The following is a 23241-nucleotide window of genomic DNA, read 5'->3' on the forward strand; positions in this document are numbered from 1 at the left end:
TGCGGTTGTGCGCTGTGTGTCCGCACCAGACTAGAACGGCCCCCGGACGCCGTTGCGTCCGGGGGCCGTTCGAATCGTCCGGCGTTACAGCACGCACTCCGCCTCGGCGTAGCGCTCGTCCGGCACCGTCTTCAGCGTCTTGACCGCCTCGGCGAGCGGCACCATCGTGATGTCCGTGCCGCGCAGCGCCGTCATCTTGCCGAACTCGCCGCGGTGCACGGCCTCCACGGCGTGCCAGCCGAAGCGCGTGGCGAGCACCCGGTCGTACGCGGTGGGGGTGCCGCCGCGCTGGACGTGCCCGAGGATCACCGGACGCGCCTCCTTGCCCAGGCGCTGCTCCAGCTCGCCGGAGAGCCGCGTCGCGATGCCCGCGAAGCGCTCGTGGCCGTACATGTCCTTGACGCCCTCGTCGAACTCCATGGAGCCGGGGGCCGGCTTGGCGCCCTCGGCGGCCACGACGATGGCGAACTTCTTGCCCGCGGAGAAGCGCTCGCCGACCTTCGCGGCCAGCTCCTCGATGTCGAAGGGGCGCTCCGGGACGACGATGGCGTGCGCGCCGGCGGCCATGCCCGAGTGCAGCGCGATCCAGCCGGTGTGGCGGCCCATGACCTCGACGATCAGGACGCGCTGGTGGGACTCGGCGGTCGTCTTGAGGCGGTCGAGCGCCTCGGTGGCGACACCGACGGCCGTGTCGAAGCCGAAGGTGACGTCGGTGACGGCGATGTCGTTGTCGATCGTCTTCGGTACGCCGACGATCGGAAGGCCGCCGTCGGACAGGAGGCGGGCCGCCTTGAGCGTGCCCTCTCCGCCGATCGGGATGATCGCGTCGAGACCGAGGTCCTGGACGTGCCCCTTGGCCCGCTCGACGCCGTCGCGCAGATGCGCGGGCTGTACGCGGGACGAGCCGAGAATCGTTCCGCCGCGGGCCAGGATGCCGCCGACCGCGTCAAGGTCGAGCTTGCGGTAGTCGCACTCAAGGAGACCCTTCCAGCCGTCGTGGAAGCCGATGACCTCGTCGCCGTGGTCGACGACAGCACGGTGCACCACCGAACGGATGACGGCGTTCAGGCCGGGGCAGTCGCCGCCGGAAGTCAGGACACCAATGCGCATAGCCCGGGAAACCTTTGCAACGTGGGCCGAAGTCCGGACCACGTCGTCCGGCTGGAACCCCGCCACCCTATAGGCGGCAGGGGGCGGGGCCGCACCGGGCGTCCGACTGCTGGACGCGGCCGCTCACTTGTGCGGCAAGGGGTTCAGGCGGGCTGCTTCAGGCAGGCTGCTGGGCCGCGTTCATGCGCTCGGCGCGCAGCGCCTCGTACCAGCGGTCGTCCGTCGGCGGCAGCGCGTTCACATCGAGGGCCAGCTTCAGGAGCAGGTCCGCGATGAGCGGGTTGCGGGCGAGGACCGGGCCGTGCATGTACGTGCCGAAGACCGTGCCGTTGTACGCGCCCTCGGTGCCGTCACCCGTGCCGTTGCCGCGGCCGAGCGTGACGCGCGCGAAGGGGCGCGCGGACGGGCCGATGTGCGTGATGCCCTGGTGGTTCTCGAAGCCGGTCAGCGGGGGCAGGCCCAGCTGCGGGTCGATGTCGCCCAGGACGTCGCCGACGCACCGGTCGCCCTCGCCGCGCGTGGAGATCACGTCGAGCAGGCCGAGGCCCGGCTCGCGCTGGCCGAGGTCGTTGATGAACTCGTTGCCCAGGATCTGGTAGCCCGCGCACACCGAGAAGACGATGGCGCCGTTGCCGACGGCCCGCTGAAGGCCGCCGTCACGGCGAAGCCGCTCGGCCGCCAGGCGCTGCGGGCGGTCCTCGCCGCCGCCGATCAGGTAGATGTCGCCGGAGGTGGGCACCGGCTGGTCGCTGCGCACGTCGTAGCGCTCGACCTGGAGGCGGCGCTGGTGGGCGCGGCGCTCCACGACCAGGGCGTTGCCCTGGTCTCCGTACGTGCTCAGCAGGTCGGGGTAGACCCACACCAGCCGCAGGCTGTTGTCGCTCATGCTCATTCGTCCCTACGAGGGTCTAGAGGGTCCGGTGGGGTCAGTTGCCGACGCGGCGGCGCAGGTCCTGGAACGCGGTGTAGTTCGCGATCGTCTCGATCCGTCCGGGCGGCGCGAGCTGCACGGCCTCGTCGAGGGACTCGCAGACGCGGAAGTCCAGGCCCGCGACCTCGAGGCGCACGGCGAGGTCCAGCTTGCGGTCGCCGAGCACGAAGATCGGGTGTCCTGCCAGGCGCGTGTAGTCGACGTCCCAGAGCCAGGAGGTGTCGGTGCCGTCGGCGCCGCGGGCGTTGACGGAGAGCACGACAGGGGTCGGCGGCGGGTCGATGAGAGAAAACGTTTCGAGCCAGCCCGCCGGGTTCTTCGCGAGCAGCAGGCGCAGATCGCGGCCCTGGAACTGCACGACGTCATAGCGTCCGGCGACGGCCTGGACCTGGTACATCCGCTCCAGGGCGACCTGCGGGGGCACGCCGAAGACGGCGGCGACGGCGGCGGACGTGGTGGCGTTCGCCTTGTTCGCCCGGCCCGGCAGCTGCAGATGGATCGGCCAGGCCGAGCCGTGCGGGTCCAGGACGTGGTCGCCGGAGAGCACCCAGCTCGGCGCGGGGCGGCGGAAACCGCACTCTCCGCAGAACCAGTCGTCACCGGGACGCTGCATCACACCGCCGCACGAGGGGCAGGACCAGGCGTCGTCCTTCCACTCCTGGCCCGCGGCCACCCACACCACGTTCGGGGACGAGGACGCGGCCCAGACGACCAGCGGGTCGTCCGCGTTCGCGATCACGACCGCCTTGGAGCCCGCGAGGCCCTCACGCCAGTTCTCCGCCATCATGCGGGTCTCGGCGGCGCGGTCCAGCTGGTCGCGCGAGAGGTTGAGCAGCGCGATCGCCTTCGGCTCCACGTCACGGGCGACACCGGCGAGGTACTTCTCGTCGACCTCGATCACGCCGAACTTGGCGTCCGATCCGCCCGCGAGGGCCGAGGTGATCCCGGCCGGCATGTTCGCGCCCAGCGCGTTCGACACCACGGGCCCTGCGGCGCGCAGCGCCTCCGCGAGCAGCCGGGTCGTGGTCGTCTTGCCGTTCGTGGCGGAGACGAGCACCACGTCCAGGTGCGTGGCCAGTCGCCCGAGCAGGTCGGGGTCGAGCTTGAGTGACACGCGGCCGCCGATCACCGATCCGCTGCCGCGGCCCGCCGCGCGCGACACCGCCGCGGCGGCCTTGCCTGCCGTCACGGCCAGCTTGGCCCGCGGCGACAGCGGGTCCGTGTTGCCTGCCATCAGTTCTGGATCCTCCTTGCGTACGGCGCCGCGCCTGCCCCCGGCAACGCGATGGACCTCAGCCTATCGAGATCCACTCGCAAGCCCGAACCGCGGCACCACCCCGACCCCGGGGCTCTGAAGAGGACCGTACCCTTGCGGCCATGCGACACGGCTCGATCCCGGGCGCCTCAGGGCGCGTACGACCCCTGACCCTGCTCGGTGACCCCGTGCTGCACAACCCCTGCGAGGAGGTCACCGACTTCGGCCCCGAACTGGCCCGGCTCATCGAGGACATGTACGCCACGATGTACGCCGCCCAGGGCGTGGGCCTCGCCGCCAACCAGATCGGCGTGAATCAGCGGGTCTTCGTGTACGACTGCCCCGACGACGAGGACGTGCGCCATCTCGGGTACGTGGTGAATCCGCGCCTGGTGGAGGCGGACGGCGTCAGTGTGCGCGGGCCCGAGGGCTGTCTTTCGCTGCCGGGTCTCGAGGCGGGCACGCCGCGCTTCGACCACGCCGTGGTGGAGGGCTTCGACCGGCTCGGCGCGCCGGTGCGGGTGCACGGCACCGGCTGGTTCGCGCGCTGCCTGCAGCACGAGTGCGACCACCTCGAGGGCGGCGTCTACACCGACCGCGTCACCGGCTGGCGGCGGCGCAGGGTGCTGCGGGCCGCCGCCAAGGCGCCCTGGAGCGGCTGAACCGCGCTCCAGGGGCCGCTCAGAAGCCGGGGCCGCCGAGGCGGTCGCCCGCCGCCGCGAGCCTGCCCCACAGCAGATCGGCCAGGCTGCTGACCAACTCGGCGCGCGAGCACGGCCGTTCGCCGAGCCACCAGTCGCCGGCCGCATGCATCATGCCGACTATGCCGTGCCCCCACACGCGGGCGAGCTGCGCGCTGCCGGGGCCGAGGTCGACCCGCTCCTCGATGACCTGCGCGAGCTCCTCGCCCATGCGGCGCAGCAGGGGAGCGGAGTGCAGACCCACGTCGAAACCCTGCTCGCCGGAGGTGGCGCCCTCCGACGGATGCATCAGGAACCGGTACACCTGCGGGCGGGCCTCGATCGCCGCCAGGTAGGTGTCAAGGGTCCGCTCGACCCGCTCCCTGCGGTCGGCAGGGGCGTCCAGGGCGGCGCGCAGCGCGCCGAGCAGCGCGTCGGTGTGCCGCTTGGCGAGCGCGGCGTACAGACCGCCCTTGTCGCCGAAGTGGCGGTACAGGATCGGCTTGGTGATGCCCGCCTCGGCGGCGATGGCGTTCATCGAGGCACCGGGACCGTCGCGCAGCACCACCCGGTCGGCGGCCTCCAGCAACTCGCGCCGCCGGCGCTCGGCAGACCGCTGCTGCTCGGTCTGCTGTGTGGTGGTCTCCATAGCGTTTCTCTCCCGCCCGTGCGATTGCGTGACGCACGCGCAACGTAACACCCCGCAGGATGTGCCGATCGAACGGGCGGCCGGGAGTTGACAGCGGCTACCGGCCAGTAACAGACTCCCGTTACCGCAAGTAACGCATGTCTTGATCGCAGTCCTGGAGGGGTCATGGCCGAGTTCACCATGGAGCTCAACGACGAGCAGAAGGAGGTCCGGGACTGGCTCCACGGTTTCGCCGCCGATGTGATGCGCCCCGCGGCCGCCGAGTGGGACGAGCGCGAGGAGACTCCCTGGCCCATCATCCAGGAAGCGTCCAAGCTCGGGATCTACTCCCTGGACTTCTACGCCCAGCAGTTCTTCGACCCGACGGGCCTCGGCATCCCGATGGCGACCGAGGAGATCTTCTGGGGCGACGCGGGCATCGGCCTGTCCATCATGGGCACGGGCCTGGCCGCCGTCGGCGTGCTGGCCAACGGCACCGAGGAGCAGATCGGGACCTGGATCCCGCAGATGTACGGCGACGTGAACGACGTCAAGGTGGCCGCTTTCTGCTCCTCCGAGCCCGACGCGGGATCGGACGTGGCCGCGATGCGCACCCGCGCCGTCTACGACGCGGCCAAGGACGAGTGGGTCCTCAACGGCACCAAGACCTGGGCGACCAACGGCGGCATAGCCAACGTCCACGTCGTCGTCGCGGTCGTCGACGCCGAACTCGGCTCGAAGGGGCACGCCTCCTTCATCGTCCCGCCGAACACCCCCGGCCTCTCCCAGGGCCAGAAGTTCAAGAAGCACGGCATCCGCGCCTCGCACACCGCCGAGGTCGTCCTGGAGGACGTCCGGATCCCCGGCCACTGCCTCCTCGGCGGCAAGGAGAAGCTGGACGAGCGCCTCGCCCGCGCCCGCGAGCGGGCCAAGACCGGCGGCGAGCGTGTGAAGAACGCCGCGATGGCCACCTTCGAGGCGTCCCGCCCGGCCGTCGGCGCCATGGCCGTGGGCACCGCCCGTGCCGCGTACGAGGAGGCCCTGGAGTACGCCAAGACGCGTACGCAGTTCGGTCGCCCGATCATCGACAACCAGGGCATCGCCTTCCAGCTGGCCGACATGCGTACGCAGATCGACGCGGCCCGTCTGCTCGTCTGGCGTGCCTCGTGGATGGCGAGCACCGGCAAGAAGTTCGAGTCGGCCGAGGGCTCCATGTCCAAGCTGTACGCGAGCGAGGTCGCCAAGAAGGTCACCGCGCAGGCGGTGCAGATCCTCGGCGGCAACGGCTTCACGCGGGAGTACCCGGTGGAGCGCATGCACCGCGACGCCGCGATCTACACGATCTTCGAGGGCACGAGCGAGATCCAGCGCCTGGTGATCGCCCGTACGTTGTCGGGGATGCCGATCCGTTGAACGGGCTTTCCAGTGCCTAGGGCGTGTACACGTACGGCGTCGTGACGCTCAGCGGTACGAAGCCCAGGCGCCGGAGGATCGGGCGGCTGTCGTCGGACGCGTCCACCTGGAGATAGCGGCAGCCGCGCTCTACGGCGATCCGGGCGCGGTAGGCGACCAGCGCACGGTAGATGCCCTTGCCGCGCCACCGCGGTGCCGTGCCGCCGCCCCACAGTCCTGCGAAGTCGGTGCCGGGGCAGAACTCCATCCGGGCCGAGCTCACGGGCTCGTCGCCCGCCATGGCGACGACGGCGACGACGGCGTCCGGTGTCTCGGTCAGCTGGGCGAGGACCCGCTTGGCGAGGCGTTCGCTCAGCCCCGAGCCGTCCTCGCCGAACGCCGCCTCGTGGGCGTCCGCCATCAGCCGGGCACCGGACGCGTCCGTCACCGGGAGCAGCCGTACGCCCGCGGGGAGTTCGGGCTCCATGGGCAGTTCCGCGGCCTCGGCGACCATCACCGTCTCCGGCGGTTCGGGCACGAGCCCGGCCGCTCGCAGCCGGTCGGCGAGGTCTGCGGGGCGGTCGTGGGAGTGCAGCTTCCACTCGAACTCGCGCCCGAGCGAGGTGTAGTACCGCACCTGCTCGGCGATCGTGGCGTCCGCGGTCGCCGCGTCGACGTCCGCCCAGTGGATGCCGTTCCAGTCGTACTCCCCGCCCGTCTGGCGGACGACCGCCCCGACGCGTTCTACCCGCGCGCCGGGGCTGTCGCTCCGCGCGTCACGCCTGATCTGCCGGTCGTACGCCGCCAGTACCGCTGCCTGATCCATCCGGTCACCTCAGCAGCGGGGGAGGGGCGCGGCAACCGATTTACCGTGCGTTTTTACCGTGCGTACCAGCGGCAGCGCAGCGCGGCGGTGGCGAACCCGGGCCCGAAGGCGATGGTGACGCCGCGGGCGCCGTCGGCGGGTGGATCGGTGTGCGTTCTCTCCAGGACCCGCAGGATGCTGACGCCGCCGAGGTTGCCCTCGACGGCGAGGGTGTCGGTGGAGTGCCGGGAGCCGTGGGGGGTGAGGCCGAGGGCCGTGGCGGTGTCGGCGATGATGCGGGGGCTGCCGGGGTGGATCACCGCGAATTCGGGCGGCTGGGGGCCGTGCCAGTTCTGGAGCTGGGGCAGCGCGTCGCCGACCGCGCTCAGGACCTTTTTGTCGGAGTCGAAGTGGATCCCGTCCACGCCGATCCGTCCGCGCTGCCGGTCGAGGCTGGCGGGCAGGACGTACTCGAAGCTGTCCTCGATCACGAGCCCTGGAGTCAGCGGGGCAGAGGTGAGAACGGTCGCGGAGGCGGAGTCCCCGAACAGCGCCTTGTAGATCATCGATTCGATGCCGTCGTCGGAGTGCTGGTAGATGGCGGAGAGGACCTCGGCCCCCACCACGAGGACCTTGGAGCCGGGGCGCGCGGCGATGAGTTCGGCGCCGCGCATCAGCGCGTGGACGCCTCCCGGGCAGGCCACCGTGGTCAGCGCGACACGGCGCACGGTGGGGCGAAGGCCGAGCCGCTCGATGAGGTTGACGTCGAGGTTCGGGACGGCCCAACTGGTGGTGTGCGTCGTGACGATCGCGTCGATGTCCCCGGCGGTGAGCCCTGCCGTGTCGAGGGCCGCGATGGCGGCGCGCTCGGCCATGGCGAGGGCATCGGCGAATGCAACGCGGGCACGCTCTCCCATGTCGGCAGAGCCGGAAACGGTGGGGGCGTCCAGCGGGCGGGTGAAATGGCGTGTGTCGACACCGCAGTTGTCGACGACACGGAGGATCGCCCGGAGCCGGGGGTGATCGGGATGATGAATGCGTATGTCGTCGGCTATGTCGGACGTGGTGACTTTGTGGTCGCCGAGGACTGTCTGGGGTCTTGAGACGTATGCGGGCACGAGGCGACTCCCACGGGGGGTTGAGTCGGAAGCGAGGGGTGTGCCACAACGTACTTCACGAAAGTGAAGACGTCCCCTTCCGAGCCGTGGCACCCAAGGGATATGACGTACCGTCAGCGCACGCGCAGCATCGGTGCGCGGGTGTGGGAATTGAGTGCGCCCGGATGGAAGACGAGGATCATCAGGCGAGCCCCGGGCGCGGTCAGCGGCTGGGCGGCGCACATGGTGACCCAGCCCGGTCCCTTCTCGGCGTGGAGCAAGGGCCGTTCGTCGCCGTCGGGATGCGGATAGGGGTTGCCGGCGTCATAGGGGATGGCGGTCTCGGGGGCGGCGAGGACTTCCTTCTCTATCTGACGCAAAGTGCAGTCGTCGGGCCGGGATGCGAGGGCGGCCCGCAACTGCGGCAGGACCATGGGCGCCCAGGCCGTGTGCCAGTCCGTCAGGGTGCGGCGGCCGTCAGGGTCGAGCACCATCCAGCGCATGATGTTGCCGGGGACGTTCCTGCCGGGAAACATGGTGGTGAAGGCCTCGTTGTGGGCGAGCATGTTCCACGACGCGTCGGTGACGTACGCCATGTGCCGCACCCCGTCGACCGCCTCCTGCCACACCCCCGGCACCTCCTTGCCCGACGACTGATGCAGCGGACCCGGCGGCTCCTGCAACAGCGCGTACCTGCAGAGCGAACCCCACTCCTGCTCGTTGAGACCGAAGAGCCGCGCCACGTCGCGCAGGAGGGAGGCGGGCGGATTGGGGTAACTGCCCGACTCCAGGCGGTGATACGTACCGATCGTCCGGTGCAGGAGTTGGTCCACCTGATGCTGGGAGAGGCCGCGGGCGCGCCGCCCCTGACCCGTGGGGCGGCTGAAGCCGTGCGATTCGGGGTCGATGAGGGCGCGCCGTTCGCGGAGCAGAGCGCGCAGCGCCGTCTTGTTCATGGTGGGTAATCCCTCTTGGTACACGCCGAGTTGAGCATCAGCAGTCTAAATATTCCTACCAGCTTTGGTAGTAAAGATTGCCCGAAGAAAAACGATCAGTGCGTACGGCATCATGGTCGACGCGGGACCACCGACCTGCGAGATCGATCGTCGGTGGGCACGCGGACACAACTGTGGGGCGTCTTGGCCGGGGAGCTTGAAATTGGCTGAAATTCCTCGGCGCGGGGTACCCCCTAGGCCCATTGGGCCGTAGCGGGAAGAGTATGGATCGGTTGTTCGTATTCCGATGCGTGTGGTCGGAAACGTCGCAGTCCGGACCTACGAAGCGGCACTTCTCCGAACGGTTCCCTGGGTCAACTGGCTGCGGCCGGTGCCGTCACTCGCCATTACGTAGCGGCCACGGTACCGGCCGCCCGCGGTTGTCCACGGGCGGCTCATGCTGAGCGCAACTGCTCCTCCGCACGGGCCAGGATCTCCGTCACGCGCAGCCCGAACCGCACGTCACAGGCGTGCGGCCGGCCGGAGTCGGCGGCCGCCACGAGCGCGTCGACCGCCGACCGGAACGCGTCGAGCGGCCCGCCTCCCGAAGGCATCAGCGCCGTCCCCGCCGCACCGCGCAGTTCCACGGTCACCCCGGCTGCCTCGGTGGGCGCCGTCAGGCTCAGCGCCGCCGTGCTCGACGCCCCGCCGGAATGCCGCAGGACCAGGTGGACCGTGTCCGCCGGGCCCGTCGCCGCCGTAACCGCGGTGACATCGCCGAGCAACGGCATCAGCATCGACAGGGCATGCGGGCCGACGTCCCACAGGCCGCCCCGCCGCGCACGCCACGGCGAGGGGAACGGGCTGCTCCCGTCCGGTGCGTAGAACGAGCCGTACCACTCCGCGCGGCCGGTGAACCAGCCGCCGGTCGCCGTCTGCCGGGCAACCCAGTCCGACGTCGGAGCGGCGAAGCGCAGTGTGAAGAAGACGACGGACGCCACCCCGGCCGCGTCGGCCGCCGCCTCGAGGTCGCGCGCCGCGGCCACCGACGTCGCCACCGGCTTGTCCAGGAGCAGATGGCAGCCCGCCGCCGCGGCCCGCGCGGCCAGCGGCGCCTGCACGTCCGGGGGCACCGCGAAGGCCACGGCGTCACTCGCGGCGAAGAGTTCGTCCGCCTCGGCGTACGCCGGTATCGCGTGCGCCGATGCGAGGGCGGCCGCCGCGTCGGGGCGGCGGCCCCATACGCCGGAGAGCTCCACGTCAGGATGCGCGGCGAGAGCGGGAGCGTGTGTGGACGAGGCCCAGGGGCCCGTACCGACAAGGCCTATTCGCAGTCTCTTCATGGTCGGCATTATGGCTGACTCCCTACCGTCGGCGAAGGGCAAAGCCCAGTGAACACAAGGGCGTTGGCTCTTCTTCGCTGTCACCCCGTACCCGCGAGTGGCCGGATCTCGTATCCGAACTCAGCAGTGGTGAAAGCCCATTCACCAGCTATGGTGAATTCGTATTCACCTTACTTCTTCTGTATTCATTCCTCCCTGCTTCCCGCCCCGCTTCCCCCCGCTTCGCGCCCGAGCTGGAGTGATCATGAAGCTTGTCCCGATATCCGACGCAGAACGCACGGGCATACGCACCCGACTCACCGTTCCCGTACTGGCGTTCGGCGGCATCCTCATGGCGGTCATGCAGACGGTGGTCGTTCCGCTGCTTCCCGATCTGCCACGTCTGACCGGCAGTTCACCGGGCGCCGTGTCCTGGCTGGTCACCGCCACACTCCTTGCCGGTGCGGTCCTCACGCCGGTGCTCGGACGGGCCGGCGACATGTACGGCAAGCGACGCGTCCTGCTCGCCGCGCTCGGCCTGATGACTGCGGGCTCGGTGCTCTGCGCGCTCACCTCGGACATCCGGGTGCTGATCGCGGCCCGCGCGCTGCAGGGCGCCGCGGCCGCGGTCGTGCCGCTGTCGATCAGCATCCTGCGGGACGAACTGCCGCCGGAGCGCACCGGATCCGCCGTGGCCCTGATGAGCTCGACGGTCGGCATCGGGGCGGCGCTCGGCCTGCCGCTCGCCGCGCTGATCGTGCAGTACGCGGACTGGCACGCCATGTTCTGGGCCACGAGCGCGCTGGGCGCCATCGGCCTCGCCCTCGCCTGGTGGACCGTGGCCGAGTCGCCGGTCCGCTCGCCGGGCCGGTTCGACACCCTGGGCGCCCTTGGACTCGCGGCCGGGCTCGTCTGTCTGCTGCTCGCCGTGTCCCAGGGCGGGCAGTGGGGGTGGGGCAGTGCGCCCATCATCGGCCTGTTCGCCGGTGCCGTCGTCATCCTGTCCGTGTGGTGGCGAAGGGAACTGCGGACGGAGCAACCGCTGGTCGACCTGCGCCTGGCCGTCGGGCGGCGGGTGGCGCTGCCCCATGTGGCCGCGCTCCTGGCCGGGTTCGCCTTCTACGCCAACTCCCTCGTCACCGCCCAGCTGGTGCAGGCGCCGGTCGTCAGCGGCTACGGCCTCGGCCTGTCGATCGTGGCGACAGGTCTGTGTCTGCTGCCCAACGGACTGATCATGCTGGTGCTTTCACCCGTATCGGCCCGCGTCTCCACCCGCTGCGGCGCCCGCGTGACCCTGGCGATCGGTGCGGCCGTCATGGCGCTCGGCTATGTCGTGCGGATCGTGGACAGCCGCCATCTGTGGGTGATCATCGTGGGCGCGGCCGTGGTGTCCACAGGCACCACGTTCGCCTACTCGGCCCTGCCCACCCTCATCCTGCGGGCGGTGCCCCTGACCCAGACGGCGTCCGCGAGCGGCGTGAACGTCCTCATGCGCACCGTCGGGCAGAGCGTGTGCAGTGCCGCGGTCGCCGCCGTGCTCGTCCAGCACGCCACCACCGTCGACGGGCTGCGGGTCCCGACCCTGCCCGGCTACCAACTCGCCTTCGCGATGGCGGGAACCATCGCGCTCGTCGCCTGCGCCGCGGCCCTGGCCATACCCTCGGACCGGGCACCGGACGGCCGGGCCGCCCGTCCCCTCGCGGTGGACGGCCCCGGAAAGGAGAAGCTGACGCCATGACCGCCTCGCCATCGGACGCCGGCCCTGAGGCCCCCGGCCGCCGTGACGCCGAGGGGACCAAGGCCGCCATCATCCGGGCGGCCCGGCACCTCCTGGCCCGGCACGCGCACGCCGACATCACCCTCAAGGCCGTGGCCGAACGGGCCGGTGTGAGCGCGCCGTTGATCCTCAAGTACTTCGGCAACAAGGACGCGCTCTTCGCCCGCGTCATGTCCTTCGAGACGGACGCCGACGCCCTCCTGGACGCCCCGCTCGCCGGGCTCGGCCGCCACATGGTCCACCATCTGCTCACCGGCCAGGCCGAGCACGGCGCCGACCCCATCCTGCGCATCGTCTTCGCCCCGCTCCACGGCGAACAGGGCGACATCCTGCGCGCCAACTTCCGTACGCAGGTGGCGCAGCGCCTCGGCGAGCGCCTCGAAGGACCGGACGCGGGCCTGCGCGCCGAGCTCGCGGTGGGCACGCTGCTCGGCCTGGGGGTGATGTACGGGATCGCCCGCGGGCCGCAGGTGCGCGCCGCGCCGATCGCCGAGATCACCGAGCGGTACGCGCCCACCGTGCAGGACTTCCTCACACCTCCGTGAGCGCACCGTCCGTACGGGCGCCCCGCGCCGCGAGGCCGCGCTAGGCCAGCTCCGCGAGCAGCGCCGTGCCGATGGGCAGCGCGGCATCGTCGAAGACGGCGTACGCGGAGTGGTTGAACGCCGCGTCGTCCCCGGCGCCCTCGGGCCGGGCGCTGACCATCAGCTGCGCGCCCGGCACCGCGGCGGTCACCCGCGCGAAGTCCTCCGACGCCATCAGCGGCGACGGCAGCCGCACGAAGACGCCGGGCCCGTACAGCGCGGTCGCCGCCTCCTCGGCGAGGTCCACCGCTGCGGCGGCGCACTCCATCGCCGGATACCGCTCCTCGGCCACCACGTCGGCGGTGAGCCCGTGCCCCGCGGCGAGCGACTCGCACAGCGTCACGGCGCGCGCCAGGAAGTCCCGCATGGCCGCGGGGGACGTGGCCCGGACCGTCGCGGCGAACGTCGCGTCGGCGGGGATGACATTGGGCTTCGTGCCCGCGTGGAAACTGCCGACGGTGAGGACCACCGGGTCGAAGACGTTCGTCGTACGCGTCACCAGGGACTGCAGCGCGGTCACCATCTCCGCGGCCGCGGGCACCGGATCGGCGGCCGAGTGCGGCGCGGAGCCGTGGCCGCCGCGCCCGTCCACGGTGACGTGGAGTTCCGCACTGCCCGCTGTGAGGGTGCCGGCGCGCCCCCCCCGATGACCCCGGCGGGCGCTCCGTTGGAGCTGACGTGCACGGAGTAGGCGCCGACCAGCGGCTTGCCCGCCGCATCGAGGACGCCCTCCTCGATCATCAGGCCGCGCGTGAGCTGGCGAAACTCCCTGAGACCCGGTTGTGCGTCGGGGTTTCGGGACCGCAGAACCTCGTCGCCACGGTGTGGGTGCGCTCGCTCGGCGACGTGCAGGCGCTCGAGGTGCGTCTCGCGCACGCGCTGCCCCATCTGCGTATCGTCGACCGTGCGGTCGCGCTGCGTGCGGTCAAGCTCATGGGCCGCCTCCTGGACGCCGGGGGCCGCGCCGTCGGGTTCGTTCCCATCGACCTCTGGAACGGAGAGTACGCATGAACGACGCGAGTGAACGCCCTTTCCTGGCACGCCAGTTGGGCATGCAGAGGCATCCGGAGGGTGGCTGGTTCGTCGAGACGTGGGCGGCGCCCCAGTCCTTCACGCCCGCCGGCTACCCCGGTGAGCGGGCGGCGGCGACCGCCATCTACTTCCTGCTCTGTCCGGGCGAGGAATCCGCCTGGCACGTGGTGCGATCCGACGAGATCTGGCTCTGGCACCGCGGCGGCCCGCTCGACCTGCTCCTCGGCGGCGACGGCGAGCTCCCGAAGGGAGGCGCGGAGCCGATACGGATGGGTCCCGGCATAGAGGACGGCGAGCGCCCGCAGGCCATAGTGCCCGGCCGTGTGTGGCAGTCGGCGCGCCCCGCCGGTGACGAACCCGTCCTGGTGAGCTGCGTCGTGTCACCCGGCTTCGACTACGCGGACTTCCGGCTGGCGGACTCGGGCTGAGGCGGCGGGGAAGCCGGATCGTCACGCGGCGAGGAAGTCGCATCGTCACGCGGCGGGGAGGTGGCATCGTCACGCGGTGAGCGGACCACCGTCACCGCCGCGCCCTTCCCCCGGTGCGCATCCTTCCCGCGATGCACGACCGCGACCGCCGCGAGCCCGACCGCTAGACCCAACACCGTCTGTACGCCGAAGGGTTCGCCGAACATGAGGGCACCCCACAGCGCGGTGACCGGCGCCATCAGGAACATGAGCGTGTTGACCTGGGTGACCCCGGAGCGCCGCAGGATCAGCCAGTAGAGCCCGTATCCGCCGAAGGTGGACAGCGTCACGAGCCAGCTGATCGCCACCCAGAACGACGTCTCCGCGGGCGGCGTCGCCGCGCCCGCGCCCACCGCGAGCGCCGTGAAGACGACGGCACTGGTGACGCAGTGGACCGTCATCGAGACCGCGGGAGCGACCGGGTTGGGGGAGCGGCGGTCCAGGAAGGTCGCCGCCACCAGGGAGAACATCCCGAGGAACGGCACCAGGTAGGCCCACCAGGGTGCTTCGGTGCCGCCCGTCGCGTCCGCCGCCGTCACGATGACGACCCCGGCCACGCCGAGCCCCAGGCCCAACCACTGGGTGCGCGAGACGTACTGGCCGAGCAGCGGACCGGCCAGCGCGCCCGCCACCAGCGGCTGGGTGCCGTCGATCAGAGCGGTCGTGCCGCTCGAGACGCCGAGCTGGATCGCGTAGTACACGGTGAGCAGATAGCCGCTCTGCGACAGCGCGCCGACGGCCGCCTGCCGCACGGCATCACGCGCGGTGAATCCGCGCCAGGACGCACGGGCCACGGTGAGGGCGACGACCGCGAGCACCAGGGCCAGCGGCAGGAATCTCCACATCAGGACCGTCACGGCGGACGCGCTGCCCGCGCCCAGCTTGGCCCCGATGAATCCGGAGCTCCAGGTCAGCACGAAGGCGATCGAGAGCAGGAAGTTCACGGTGTCCCTCCGGATGAAGTAAACAGATCTGTCTACTCGCTCTCCTGAGTATACAGATCGGTTTAGTATGGGGGCATGGGTGAGAGTGGGAGCGGGATCGTGAAGGCGGCTACGGCTACGGCTACGGCTGTCGATGGCGCACCGCACAGGATCGTCATGACGCCGGGTGCCCGCCGCGCCCTGGACGCCGCGAGCAGACTGTTCTACGAACGCGGCATCCACGCCGTCGGAGTGGACCTCATCGCCGCCGAGGCAGGCGTCACCAAGAAGACGCTGTACGACCGGTTCGGCTCCAAGGAGCAGATCGTCGTCGAGTATCTGGCGGGCCGCGACGAGCGCTGGCGGGCCTTCCTCGCCCCGTACGTCGACGCCGCGACCACTCCGCGGACCCGGATCCTGGCCGTCTTCGACGCCTCGCGCGACTGGGCCGAAGCGAACAGCGGCAAGGGGTGCAGCATGGTCAACGCGCATGCCGAGATCAGCGACCCGGCCCACCCCGCGTATCAGGTCATCACCGGCCAGAAGGCCTGGATGCTCGCCCTCTTCACCGGCCTGGCCCGCGAACTCGCCCCCCGCCGGGCGGCGAAGCTCGGCAGGGCGCTGATGCTGCTGCACGAGGGCGGTCTGGTCGCGCACGGCCTGCGCATCTTCCCCGACGCCATCGGCCACGCCCGCGGTGAGGCCGCGGTGCTGCTCAAGGGTGCGGTCCGGGCCGCCGAGCCGCGCGACTGAGGCCGCTGTTGGGGAAGTCTTTGCCCATGGCCGGAATGCACTGTTCCGCGTTACCGGCGCATTGACCGTACGCAATCGGATGGCGCACCCTGCCGATATAGCTGCCGTCTACACCTAGTTTGTCGGTGTGGCCAAGAGGCAGCGCGAAGCAGGAGGTAGCGCATGTGCGGCATCACTGGCTGGGTCTCCTTCGACCGTGATCTGCGGACCGCGGCGGACACGCTGGACGCGATGACGGAGACGATGTCCTGCCGCGGCCCCGACGACCGCGGCACCTGGATCGAGGGCCCCGCCGGACTCGGGCACCGCAGGCTCGCCGTCATCGATCTGCCCGGCGGGCGCCAGCCCATGACCGCGCGCACCCCGCGTGGCACCGTCGCCCTCGTCTACTCGGGGGAGACGTACAACTTCACCGAACTGCGCCGCGAACTGACCGGCCGCGGCCACCGGTTCACCACCGAGTCCGACACGGAGGTCGTCCTGCGCGGCTATCTGGAGTGGGGCGAGGCGGTCGCCGAACGTCTTGGCGGCATGTACGCGTTCGCGGTGTGGGACGGCCGGCACGACAAGCTCGTCATGATCCGCGACCGGATGGGCGTCAAGCCCTTCTTCTACTACGAGACCCCCGACGGCGTCTTGTTCGGCTCCGAACCCAAGGCGATCCTCGCTAATCCACTGGCCCGCGCACGGGTCACCGCCGACGGCCTGCGGGAGATGTTCACTGTCGTGAAGACGCCGGGCCATGCCGTGTGGGACGGCATGCGCGAGGTCGAGCCCGGCACGGTCGTCACCGTCGACCGCGCCGGCCTTCGCCGCCACGTCTACTGGCGGTTGGAGACCCGCCCGCACCCCGACGGCCGCGAGGAGTCCATCACCAAGGTGCGCTCGCTGCTCGAGGACATCGTGCGGCGCCAGCTCGTCTCGGACGTGCCGCGCTGCACCCTGCTCTCCGGAGGGCTCGACTCCTCGGCGATGACCGCGCTCGCCGCACGGCAGCTGGCCGAAGCGGGCGAGAACGTACGCAGTTTCGCCGTCGACTTCGTCGGCCAGAGCGAGAACTTCGTGGCCGACGCGCTGCGCGCCACCCCGGACACGCCCTACGTGCACGACGTCGCGCAGGCGGCAGGCACCGAGCACCGCGACATCGTCCTCGACTCGCACGCACTCGCCGACCCCGAGATCCGGGCCGCGATGATCCGCGCCCGCGACCTGCCCACGGGGTTCGGGGACATGGACGCCTCGCTCTACCTCCTCTTCCGGGCCATCCGCGAACACTCCACGGTCGCGCTCTCGGGGGAGTCGGCGGACGAAGTCTTCGGCGGCTACCTGCAGTTCTTCGACGAAGATGCCCGCGCCGCCGACACCTTCCCCTGGCTGGTGCGGTTCGCCGAGCACTTCGGTGACGACGGCGACATACTGCGCCCGGACCTGACCGCCGCCCTCGACCTTCCCGCGTACATCCGGGACAGCTATGCCACAGCGGTCGCGGGCGTCCAACGCCTCGACGGGGAGAGCGACTTCGAGTACCGGATGCGGAAGATCTGCCATCTGCACCTGACCCGCTTCGTCCGCGTCCTGCTCGACCGCAAGGACCGCGCGAGCATGGCCGTCGGCCTCGAGGTGCGGGTGCCGTTCTGCGACCACCGTCTTGTCGAGTACGTCTACAACACGCCCTGGTCCCTGAAGTCCTTCGACGGCAGGGAGAAGAGCCTGCTGCGGGAGGCGACGGCCGACGTCCTGCCGCGTTCCGTGTACGACAGGGTGAAGAGCCCCTATCCCTCCACCCAGGACCCGAAGTACGCCATCGCCCTCCAGGAGCACGTCAGGGACCTGCTCGCCGAGCCTGCGCACCCCGTCTTCGGCCTGGTGGACCGGGAGCGGGTCGCGCGGGCGGCGGGACGCGACGTACCGCAGATCACCCAGGCGTCGCGGCGCGGCCTGGAGCGCACCCTGGACCTCGCGATCTGGCTGGAGCTGTACTCCCCGGAGATCGCGCTGTCCTGAGGTCACGCTGTCCTGAGGTCACGCTGTCCTGAGGACGGGCTGCCTTGGGAGGCCGCTCAATGCCCCGAGCAGTTGCGGACCGTCGGCTGCGGCGGCACCTGCTCCGGGCGGGCGGGCTCCGCCGAGGTCGCCAGGGTGTCCAGGAACCGCTGGAGCGCGGGAGTGCCCCCGGGGCCCAGGTTCCGGCGGATGGGCGGGACGGCCGCCGGGGTGCCGGACCCGCGCCGGGTCCCCGCGCTCGGGCAGGGCGGCTCCGATGTGTCGACGGTCACGGCCCGGCGTATGAACTCGTCGACCGGCAGGCCGAGTTGGTCCGCATGACGCAGCAGCGCCGCGTACTCGTCGGGCGTGAACAAGACCTGCACAGGCTTGGCACCGTCCATGAACGCATGATGGCGCCCGCGGGCGCGCTACGCGGTGCGGTTGGCATATTCGCGCTCGAAGGCGTGAAACAGAGCGTGGTCGACGCGTGCCGGAACAAGGGTGGACCCCGACCGGACGGGGGAATCGCGATCGGGGCCCACATACCGTTCAACGGTGAACCACCGGCGGGTGTTCCCAGGTCGGGCGACTGTCGTTGTGAGCTGCGTTACGTGCGGGCCGGCGTGCGAGGGGGGCGTCCGGGGGGTGTTTCCACCGGTGCCCCGATCTTGAGTCGTACGCCCAGTGTGCGGGGCCGCGACTGTCCGTGACTTCAGAAGGGTGACGCGGAGGTCAGTTCTCCGCGGCGGGCGCGCAGGTGCTCCCGGGGCGCGGCAGCTCCCGCTCCGTGAGGTAGTCGTCCACGGCGTCGCGTGTGCAGTCGCTGCGGCCGTAGACGCGGTGTCCCGCACCCTCGTACGGCAGCAGGACCGTTGTCCGGCGGGTCTGGCGGTGCACGTTGGTCGCCCATGCGTAGTGGTTCGCAGGGTCGTGCATCGAATGCAGCATGAGGATCTTGGGTGCTTCGGTCATGCGCAGGCGGTGCTGCGGGTTGTTCACCTCGTCGGGCCAGCCGACGCAACTGGCCACCCCGGCGTGGATGCGCGGTGAGCCGCGCAGGTGCGGTGCGGCCCGTAGTTCGGCTTGGGTCAGGCGGGCGAACTCCTGGTGGTTCTTGGGCCGGAACCGCCAGTCCTGGCAGAACACCGCCTCGAACGGCTCCGCGGTCGTCTGCTGCGGCGCCGTCTGAGGGTTCTTCGCAGCCGGTGCGGGCGGGGCGTCCTGTGTGACCTGTGTGACCTGTGCGCCCTGCGTGTCCTGCGCGTCGAGTCCGGCGACGTACGTGGCCAGTTCGTCCCAGTCCGGGCCGTAGAACGCCTTGAAGGCGAAGAGCGTGATCGCGTTCGCGGTGAGCGCCTGATCCGGGGCCTCCGGATCCCGTATCTCCCCTCGGCCCGCCCTGGCGAGGAGGCCGTCCCAGACGGCGGTGACATCCCGGCCGTGCAGGGCGCAGGAGCCGGCGCGGTCACACCACTTCGCGAACTCGTGGAACGAGTCCTCCGCGGTGGCGGCCGAGGAGACGAGGAAGTCGCGGGTGCTGCCGATGCTGTGGTCCATGTTCGCGGTGAGCGCCATGGTCCGGATCCGGTCGCCGTACTCCTCCGCGTACTGCTCGCCGAACAGCGTGCCGTAGGAGTGACCGAAGTAGTTGATCTTCCTTTCGCCCAGTGACCTGCGGATGGCGTCCATGTCGCGGACGACGCTCAAGGTGTCGGCGTGGTCGAAGACCGGGCCGGTGTGCTGTCGGCAGTCCTTGCGCAACGCCCGGTTGAATTCGGCGAGTTGACTGAACTCGGCCTGGTCGCGGGGGTAGGCGGACGGGCGTTGGTCCAGGAGCTCCTTGGAACACTTCACCGGGTTGCTGGCGCCGACCCCGCGCGGGTCGAATCCGACGATGTCGAACTTCTCCTGCACCTCCGCACTGAAGTGGGTCTTCGCGCGGCGTACGGCGAAGTCCACACCCGAATCGCCCGGCCCGCCCGGGTTGACCATCAGCACGCCGACCCGGCGATCCGGATCGGTCGCCTTGCGGCGGGCCACGGCGAGATCGAACTTCGCGCCGGTCGGGTGCGCCCAGTCGACGGGCAGCCGCAGGGTCCCGCAGTCCGCTTCGGCGTCCTGGGGGCACGGCTTCCAGTCGATGGCGTCCAGAGCCGTCGGGCCGCGGCCGGGAGGATCGGCGTCCGCCGCCTGCACGCCCGGCGTCGCAGCCCCGGCGAGTACGCCGGTGGCGAGCACGGCGGTGAGCGCTGCGGTGAGCGTTCTTAACGACGGTCGCATGAAGTCCCCTCTGTTGGTCTCACGAATGTTCTGTTGGTCTCACGAACCTGTTGGTCTCACGAGCTGGATCACGGGATGGCCCATGAACGACTGTGATCGTGAGTCGCCGGAGTCACAACCGCGCGAGCAGGGAATCAGGGAGATCGCCGGGGCGCGATCAGGGTTGCCCTCAGGGGGACGCCCGAGGGGTTGCCCCCTAAGTCCCCTGATTTTTCCCGGACTTGGCAGGCAGCAGCCGGGCCGCCCGCGTCTGGAGATAGTGCCGCTCGGGGATGCTGAGCGTGCGCTGCGCCGCCGACTGATAGGCGGCGCGGGCGGCTTCGGTCTCGCCCGCCTTCTCCAGGAGATGGGCGCGCACGGCGTCGAGCCGGTGGTGGCCCGCCAACCGGTCGTCGAGTACGGCGACTTCGGCGAGCCCGGCCCGCGGCCCGTGCACCATGGCGACGGCCACGGCCCGGCCCAGTTCGGCCATGGGCTCAGGGGCGCGGCGTACCAGGAGGTCGTACAGGGCGAGGATCTGCGGCCAGTCGGTGTCGTCGGCGCGCGCCGCCTCGTCGTGCAGCGCCGCGATCGCCGCCTGCAGCTGATAGGCGCCCGCCGGGCCTTGGGAGAGCGCCTCCTCGACCAGCGCGGAGCCTTCCTCGATCGCCCGCCGGTCCCAGCGGGAGCGGTCCTGCTCGTCGAGCGGGACGAGTTCGCCGTGCGGTCCGGTACGGGCCGCGCTGCGGGCCTCGGTGAGCAGCATGAGCGCGAGCAGCCCGGTCACCGCGCCCTCCGCGGGCAGCAGGGTGCGCACGGACCGGGTCAGCCGGATCGCCTCGCGGGCCAGGTCGGCGCGGTGCAGGGCGCTGCCGGACGTCGCCGTGTAGCCCTCGTTGAAGATGAGGTAGAGCACCTGGAGCACCACGGCGAGCCGCTGATCCCGGTCGTCGGGGCCCGGCTGGCGAAACGGCACCCCCTTGATCTTCGCCTTGGCCCTGCTGATCCGCTGGGCCATGGTCGCCTCGGGCACCAGATGCGCGCGGGCGATCTCGGCCGTGGTCAGACCGCCGACGGCGCGCAGGGTCAGCGCGACCTGCGCGGCCGGGCTCAGCTCGGGGTGGCAGCAGAGGAAGAGCAGGGTGAGGGTGTCGTCCCCGGAAGGCGCACGGCTCTCGCCGGGCGCCGGCGTGCTGAACGCGTCCCGCGGGGTGAGCTGGGCGTCCGCCTCCTCGCGCCGGCGCCGGGCCTCGTCGGCGCGCAGCTGGTCCATGAGCCGCCGCGACGCGACCCGGATCAGCCAGCCGCGCGGGTTGTCCGGCACCCCCTCGTCGGGCCACTGCCGTGCCGCGGCGAGCAGTGCCTCCTGCACCGCGTCCTCGGCCTCGGTGAAGTGGCCGTAGCGGCGTACGAGCGCGCCGAGGACCTGCGGCGCGTGCAGGCGCAGCAGGTCCTCGACATCGGCCGTACGTCTCAACATTCGCCCCCGGCGCCGTCCTGGATGGGACGGATCACCACCGGGTAGGTGGGGGCGCCCTCGGGCTGCGGGCACTCGTTGATCCGCTTGGCGATCTCGGTCACGCGGTCCAGGCTCTCGCAGTCGAGGACCCAGTAACCGGCGAGCAGTTCCTTGGTCTCGCCGTACGGGCCGTCCGTGACGACCGGGCGGCCGCCCTCGTCCACGCCGACCAGGCGGGTCTGCGCGGGCTCGGTCAGGCCCTGCCCGTCGACCATCTCACCGGACTCGGCCAGATCGTCGTTGAGTGCGCCCATGAAGGCGAACATCGCCTGCAAGTCCTTCTCGCTCCAGGCGGCCGGGCTGTTGGCGGACGGCTTGCCGCTCATCGCCTCGTAGTCGGCCTGAGTGCCCTGCACCATCACCAGATACTTCATGACGTCGCTCCTTGGCTGCTGTGCGGTGTGACCCCCTGTGGGCCACTCTCACAGGGGACGTCGGAGCGGGCGAGCGCTTCTCGACATCAGGCCCGCCATCCGTCGCGTCCATGCTCCGTTCGGCCGCCGGACGGAGCATGGGGATACGGTCCGGACATGACCTACGCAGACCGTTCCGCCGAGTTCCGTGCCCTGCACCGGGCCGGTCACCCCCTGCTGCTGCCCAACGCCTGGGATCACGCCTCCGCGGCCGCGCTCGCCCACAGCGGCTTCGCGGCGATCGGCACCACCAGCCTCGGTGTGGCGTCCGCCGCGGGAAAGGCGGACGCCACGGGCGACACGCGGGAGGAGACCCTGCGCCTGGCGCGCGGCCTGGCCCGGCTGCCCGCGCTGATCACCGTCGACATCGAGGGCGGCTTCGGCGAGCGTCCGGCCGACGTGGCGAAACTCGCGGCCGACCTGGCCGGGGCGGGCGTGGTCGGCGTGAACATCGAGGACGGCCGCCCGGACGGCACGCTCACCGACACCACCACTCAATGCGACCTGATCCGTGCCATCAAGGAGACGGTCCCGGACCTCTTCGTCAACGCGCGCACGGACACGTACTGGCTGAACGCCGGGGAAGCGGGGGAGACGGAGCGCCGGGCCGCCGCCTATCAACAGGCGGGCGCCGACGGCCTGTTCGTCCCCGCCCTCCAGGACGAGGAGACCATCGCGGCCCTGACCACCACCTTCGACCTGCCCCTGAACATCCTCTACGCCCTCGGCCGCCTCACCTACAACGACCTGACAGACCTGGGCGTACGCCGAGTCAGCACCGGTTCACTCCTCTTCCGCGCATCCCTCCACGCGGCCGTCACCACGGCCCAGGGGGTCACGCGGGGCGACACACTCCCGGAGGGCCTGCCTTCGTACGCAGAGGCTGCGGCCCTCTCCGACGGCTATGACCAGGGGACGGGCGCCGGGGCCTAGGGCCTGTCCGATGGGTCCTGCCGGGGTCGTGGCCCCTGGCACGCGCTCCCCCAAGCTCTCGGCTTCGCTCGAGCAGGGAGGTGCCCCCTCCTGCGTTGTCGTCGGTTGCCGACGCTCCGCGTTGTCGCCCTCCTCCGCCTTGCAGCCGCACGCACCAGGGCCCGCTCGGCCCTGATCAATCGGCGCCCGGCGCGAAGGCCGGCCTGACCCATCGGACAGGCCCTAGTAGTGCTTCGTTAGGTTCTGGCTCGGGTGAGGGGGCGGCCGCAGGTGGTGCAGGTGCCGGTCCAGCACCGCAGCTGGTCTTGCAGCTCGTCGAGGACTTGGTAGAGGGTCAGGCCGGTGTGCGGGCTTTTGGGTCGAGCCGCCGGAGGGTGAGGAAGGCTTGGGCGGCGGTGACGAGGGTGACGTGGTGGTGCCAGCCGCGCCAGGTGCGGCCC

23 protein-coding genes are annotated in these 23241 nt (G+C 71.0%); 9 read left to right on the plus strand and 14 right to left on the minus strand.

All coding sequences use genetic code 11. The features are described from left to right. Window positions 1-84: 84 nt before the first annotated feature. From E2651_RS06735 to E2651_RS06745, 3 genes are all read right to left on the minus strand, one after another. Window positions 85-1110 (minus strand): 6-phosphofructokinase, encoded by a 1026-nt coding sequence (locus E2651_RS06735; protein ID WP_135330081.1) that lies wholly within the window; start codon window positions 1108-1110, stop codon window positions 85-87. Between the two features lie 157 nt (window positions 1111-1267). Next, on the minus strand, window positions 1268-1996 hold the full coding sequence (locus E2651_RS06740) for a glutamine amidotransferase (protein WP_135330082.1): 729 nt from the start codon (window positions 1994-1996) through the stop codon (window positions 1268-1270). A 40-nt stretch (window positions 1997-2036) separates the two neighbouring features. Beyond that, window positions 2037-3275, minus strand: a complete 1239-nt coding sequence (locus E2651_RS06745; RefSeq protein ID WP_135330083.1) for a MurT ligase domain-containing protein — start codon at window positions 3273-3275, stop codon at window positions 2037-2039. Between the two features lie 143 nt (window positions 3276-3418). On the opposite strand from E2651_RS06745, the gene def reads away from it, so the two are divergent. Then, window positions 3419-3958 carry a peptide deformylase gene (def, locus tag E2651_RS06750; protein WP_135330084.1) on the plus strand — a complete coding sequence of 180 codons (540 nt, stop codon included), beginning with the start codon at window positions 3419-3421 and terminating at the stop codon, window positions 3956-3958. A gap of 19 nt (window positions 3959-3977) precedes the next feature. On the opposite strand, the gene E2651_RS06755 is transcribed toward def, so the two are convergent. Beyond that, complete coding sequence (locus E2651_RS06755) at window positions 3978-4625, minus strand: TetR family transcriptional regulator (protein WP_135330085.1); 648 nt, start codon at window positions 4623-4625, stop codon at window positions 3978-3980. Between the two features lie 165 nt (window positions 4626-4790). Here E2651_RS06755 and E2651_RS06760 point away from each other — a divergent pair, with 165 nt between their 5' ends. After that, window positions 4791-6017, plus strand: coding sequence for an acyl-CoA dehydrogenase family protein (locus E2651_RS06760; RefSeq protein WP_135330086.1), 1227 nt, complete (start codon window positions 4791-4793; stop codon window positions 6015-6017). A gap of 16 nt (window positions 6018-6033) precedes the next feature. Here the strand turns inward: E2651_RS06760 and E2651_RS06765 are convergent, their stop codons facing one another. The 4 genes from E2651_RS06765 to E2651_RS06780 all read right to left on the minus strand — a co-directional run bounded on the left by E2651_RS06765 (window position 6034) and on the right by E2651_RS06780 (window position 10185). Continuing rightward, window positions 6034-6822, minus strand: coding sequence for a GNAT family N-acetyltransferase (locus E2651_RS06765; RefSeq protein WP_135330087.1), 789 nt, complete (start codon window positions 6820-6822; stop codon window positions 6034-6036). Between the two features lie 53 nt (window positions 6823-6875). Continuing rightward, window positions 6876-7919 (minus strand): PhlD, encoded by a 1044-nt coding sequence (locus E2651_RS06770; protein ID WP_135330088.1) that lies wholly within the window; start codon window positions 7917-7919, stop codon window positions 6876-6878. A 113-nt stretch (window positions 7920-8032) separates the two neighbouring features. After that, window positions 8033-8854 (minus strand): helix-turn-helix domain-containing protein, encoded by an 822-nt coding sequence (locus E2651_RS06775; protein WP_135330089.1) that lies wholly within the window; start codon window positions 8852-8854, stop codon window positions 8033-8035. A 434-nt stretch (window positions 8855-9288) separates the two neighbouring features. Then, window positions 9289-10185: a Gfo/Idh/MocA family oxidoreductase gene (locus E2651_RS06780; protein ID WP_135330090.1), complete on the minus strand. Its 897-nt coding sequence runs from the start codon at window positions 10183-10185 to the stop codon at window positions 9289-9291. A 235-nt stretch (window positions 10186-10420) separates the two neighbouring features. On the opposite strand from E2651_RS06780, the gene E2651_RS06785 reads away from it, so the two are divergent. Further along, window positions 10421-11893 (plus strand): MFS transporter, encoded by a 1473-nt coding sequence (locus tag E2651_RS06785; protein ID WP_209446084.1) that lies wholly within the window; start codon window positions 10421-10423, stop codon window positions 11891-11893. Next, window positions 11890-12477, plus strand: a complete 588-nt coding sequence (locus tag E2651_RS06790) for a TetR family transcriptional regulator (RefSeq protein WP_135330091.1) — start codon at window positions 11890-11892, stop codon at window positions 12475-12477. The genes E2651_RS06785 and E2651_RS06790 overlap by 4 nt, the downstream gene beginning before the upstream one ends. A 40-nt stretch (window positions 12478-12517) precedes the next feature. Here E2651_RS06790 and E2651_RS06795 read toward each other — a convergent pair whose 3' ends face one another. Next, window positions 12518-13108: a M20/M25/M40 family metallo-hydrolase gene (locus E2651_RS06795; RefSeq protein ID WP_135330092.1), complete on the minus strand. Its 591-nt coding sequence runs from the start codon at window positions 13106-13108 to the stop codon at window positions 12518-12520. Window positions 13109-13194: 86 nt separating this feature from the next. Here E2651_RS06795 and E2651_RS06800 point away from each other — a divergent pair, with 86 nt between their 5' ends. Together E2651_RS06800 and E2651_RS06805 are read left to right on the plus strand one after the other, a co-directional pair. Then, window positions 13195-13527, plus strand: a complete 333-nt coding sequence (locus E2651_RS06800) for an Lrp/AsnC ligand binding domain-containing protein (protein WP_135330093.1) — start codon at window positions 13195-13197, stop codon at window positions 13525-13527. Then, a complete protein-coding gene (locus E2651_RS06805; protein WP_135330094.1) occupies window positions 13524-13976 on the plus strand; it encodes a cupin domain-containing protein in 453 nt (150 codons plus the stop codon). The genes E2651_RS06800 and E2651_RS06805 overlap by 4 nt, the downstream gene beginning before the upstream one ends. Here E2651_RS06805 and E2651_RS06810 read toward each other — a convergent pair. Next, window positions 13943-14959, minus strand: a complete 1017-nt coding sequence (locus tag E2651_RS06810; RefSeq protein WP_135330095.1) for a DMT family transporter — start codon at window positions 14957-14959, stop codon at window positions 13943-13945. The genes E2651_RS06805 and E2651_RS06810 overlap by 34 nt on opposite strands. 156 nt (window positions 14960-15115) lie before the next feature. Between E2651_RS06810 and E2651_RS06815 the strand changes: the two genes are divergently transcribed. Beyond that, window positions 15116-15691: a TetR/AcrR family transcriptional regulator gene (locus E2651_RS06815; RefSeq protein ID WP_135330107.1), complete on the plus strand. Its 576-nt coding sequence runs from the start codon at window positions 15116-15118 to the stop codon at window positions 15689-15691. Window positions 15692-15853: 162 nt separating this feature from the next. Next, window positions 15854-17695, plus strand: a complete 1842-nt coding sequence (gene asnB / locus E2651_RS06820; RefSeq protein ID WP_135330096.1) for an asparagine synthase (glutamine-hydrolyzing) — start codon at window positions 15854-15856, stop codon at window positions 17693-17695. Window positions 17696-17751: 56 nt separating this feature from the next. Here asnB and E2651_RS06825 read toward each other — a convergent pair whose 3' ends face one another. The 4 genes from E2651_RS06825 to E2651_RS06840 form a co-directional block, all read right to left on the minus strand. Further along, a complete protein-coding gene (locus E2651_RS06825; RefSeq protein WP_135330097.1) occupies window positions 17752-18078 on the minus strand; it encodes a hypothetical protein in 327 nt (108 codons plus the stop codon). A 331-nt stretch (window positions 18079-18409) separates the two neighbouring features. Then, on the minus strand, window positions 18410-19957 hold the full coding sequence (locus E2651_RS06830; RefSeq protein ID WP_245238615.1) for an alpha/beta fold hydrolase: 1548 nt from the start codon (window positions 19955-19957) through the stop codon (window positions 18410-18412). Between the two features lie 196 nt (window positions 19958-20153). Next, window positions 20154-21416 (minus strand): sigma-70 family RNA polymerase sigma factor, encoded by a 1263-nt coding sequence (locus E2651_RS06835; protein ID WP_135330098.1) that lies wholly within the window; start codon window positions 21414-21416, stop codon window positions 20154-20156. Beyond that, window positions 21410-21829, minus strand: a complete 420-nt coding sequence (locus E2651_RS06840) for a YciI family protein (RefSeq protein WP_135330099.1) — start codon at window positions 21827-21829, stop codon at window positions 21410-21412. Before E2651_RS06840 ends, E2651_RS06835 begins: the two co-directional genes overlap by 7 nt. Window positions 21830-21985: 156 nt before the next feature. Here E2651_RS06840 and E2651_RS06845 point away from each other — a divergent pair, with 156 nt between their 5' ends. Next, window positions 21986-22801: an isocitrate lyase/phosphoenolpyruvate mutase family protein gene (locus E2651_RS06845; protein ID WP_135330100.1), complete on the plus strand. Its 816-nt coding sequence runs from the start codon at window positions 21986-21988 to the stop codon at window positions 22799-22801. Window positions 22802-23241: the final 440 nt, after the last annotated feature.

It is taken from the genome of Streptomyces sp. MZ04 (assembly GCF_004684775.1).
Taxonomy (GTDB): Bacteria; Actinomycetota; Actinomycetes; order Streptomycetales; family Streptomycetaceae; genus Streptomyces.

Coding starts and splice junctions, on each gene's coding strand:
- E2651_RS06735 (WP_135330081.1), bottom strand. CDS start 1,110: ATGCGCATTGGTGTCCTGACTTCCGGCGGCGACTGCCCCGGCCTGAAC.
- E2651_RS06740 (WP_135330082.1), bottom strand. CDS start 1,996: ATGAGCGACAACAGCCTGCGGCTGGTGTGGGTCTACCCCGACCTGCTG.
- E2651_RS06745 (WP_135330083.1), bottom strand. CDS start 3,275: ATGGCAGGCAACACGGACCCGCTGTCGCCGCGGGCCAAGCTGGCCGTG.
- def (WP_135330084.1), top strand. CDS start 3,419: ATGCGACACGGCTCGATCCCGGGCGCCTCAGGGCGCGTACGACCCCTG.
- E2651_RS06755 (WP_135330085.1), bottom strand. CDS start 4,625: ATGGAGACCACCACACAGCAGACCGAGCAGCAGCGGTCTGCCGAGCGC.
- E2651_RS06760 (WP_135330086.1), top strand. CDS start 4,791: ATGGCCGAGTTCACCATGGAGCTCAACGACGAGCAGAAGGAGGTCCGG.
- E2651_RS06765 (WP_135330087.1), bottom strand. CDS start 6,822: ATGGATCAGGCAGCGGTACTGGCGGCGTACGACCGGCAGATCAGGCGT.
- E2651_RS06775 (WP_135330089.1), bottom strand. CDS start 8,854: ATGAACAAGACGGCGCTGCGCGCTCTGCTCCGCGAACGGCGCGCCCTC.
- E2651_RS06780 (WP_135330090.1), bottom strand. CDS start 10,185: ATGCCGACCATGAAGAGACTGCGAATAGGCCTTGTCGGTACGGGCCCC.
- E2651_RS06785 (WP_209446084.1), top strand. CDS start 10,421: ATGAAGCTTGTCCCGATATCCGACGCAGAACGCACGGGCATACGCACC.
- E2651_RS06790 (WP_135330091.1), top strand. CDS start 11,890: ATGACCGCCTCGCCATCGGACGCCGGCCCTGAGGCCCCCGGCCGCCGT.
- E2651_RS06805 (WP_135330094.1), top strand. CDS start 13,524: ATGAACGACGCGAGTGAACGCCCTTTCCTGGCACGCCAGTTGGGCATG.
- E2651_RS06815 (WP_135330107.1), top strand. CDS start 15,116: ATGACGCCGGGTGCCCGCCGCGCCCTGGACGCCGCGAGCAGACTGTTC.
- asnB (WP_135330096.1), top strand. CDS start 15,854: ATGTGCGGCATCACTGGCTGGGTCTCCTTCGACCGTGATCTGCGGACC.
- E2651_RS06825 (WP_135330097.1), bottom strand. CDS start 18,078: ATGGACGGTGCCAAGCCTGTGCAGGTCTTGTTCACGCCCGACGAGTAC.
- E2651_RS06830 (WP_245238615.1), bottom strand. CDS start 19,957: ATGCGACCGTCGTTAAGAACGCTCACCGCAGCGCTCACCGCCGTGCTC.
- E2651_RS06835 (WP_135330098.1), bottom strand. CDS start 21,416: ATGTTGAGACGTACGGCCGATGTCGAGGACCTGCTGCGCCTGCACGCG.
- E2651_RS06840 (WP_135330099.1), bottom strand. CDS start 21,829: ATGAAGTATCTGGTGATGGTGCAGGGCACTCAGGCCGACTACGAGGCG.
- E2651_RS06845 (WP_135330100.1), top strand. CDS start 21,986: ATGACCTACGCAGACCGTTCCGCCGAGTTCCGTGCCCTGCACCGGGCC.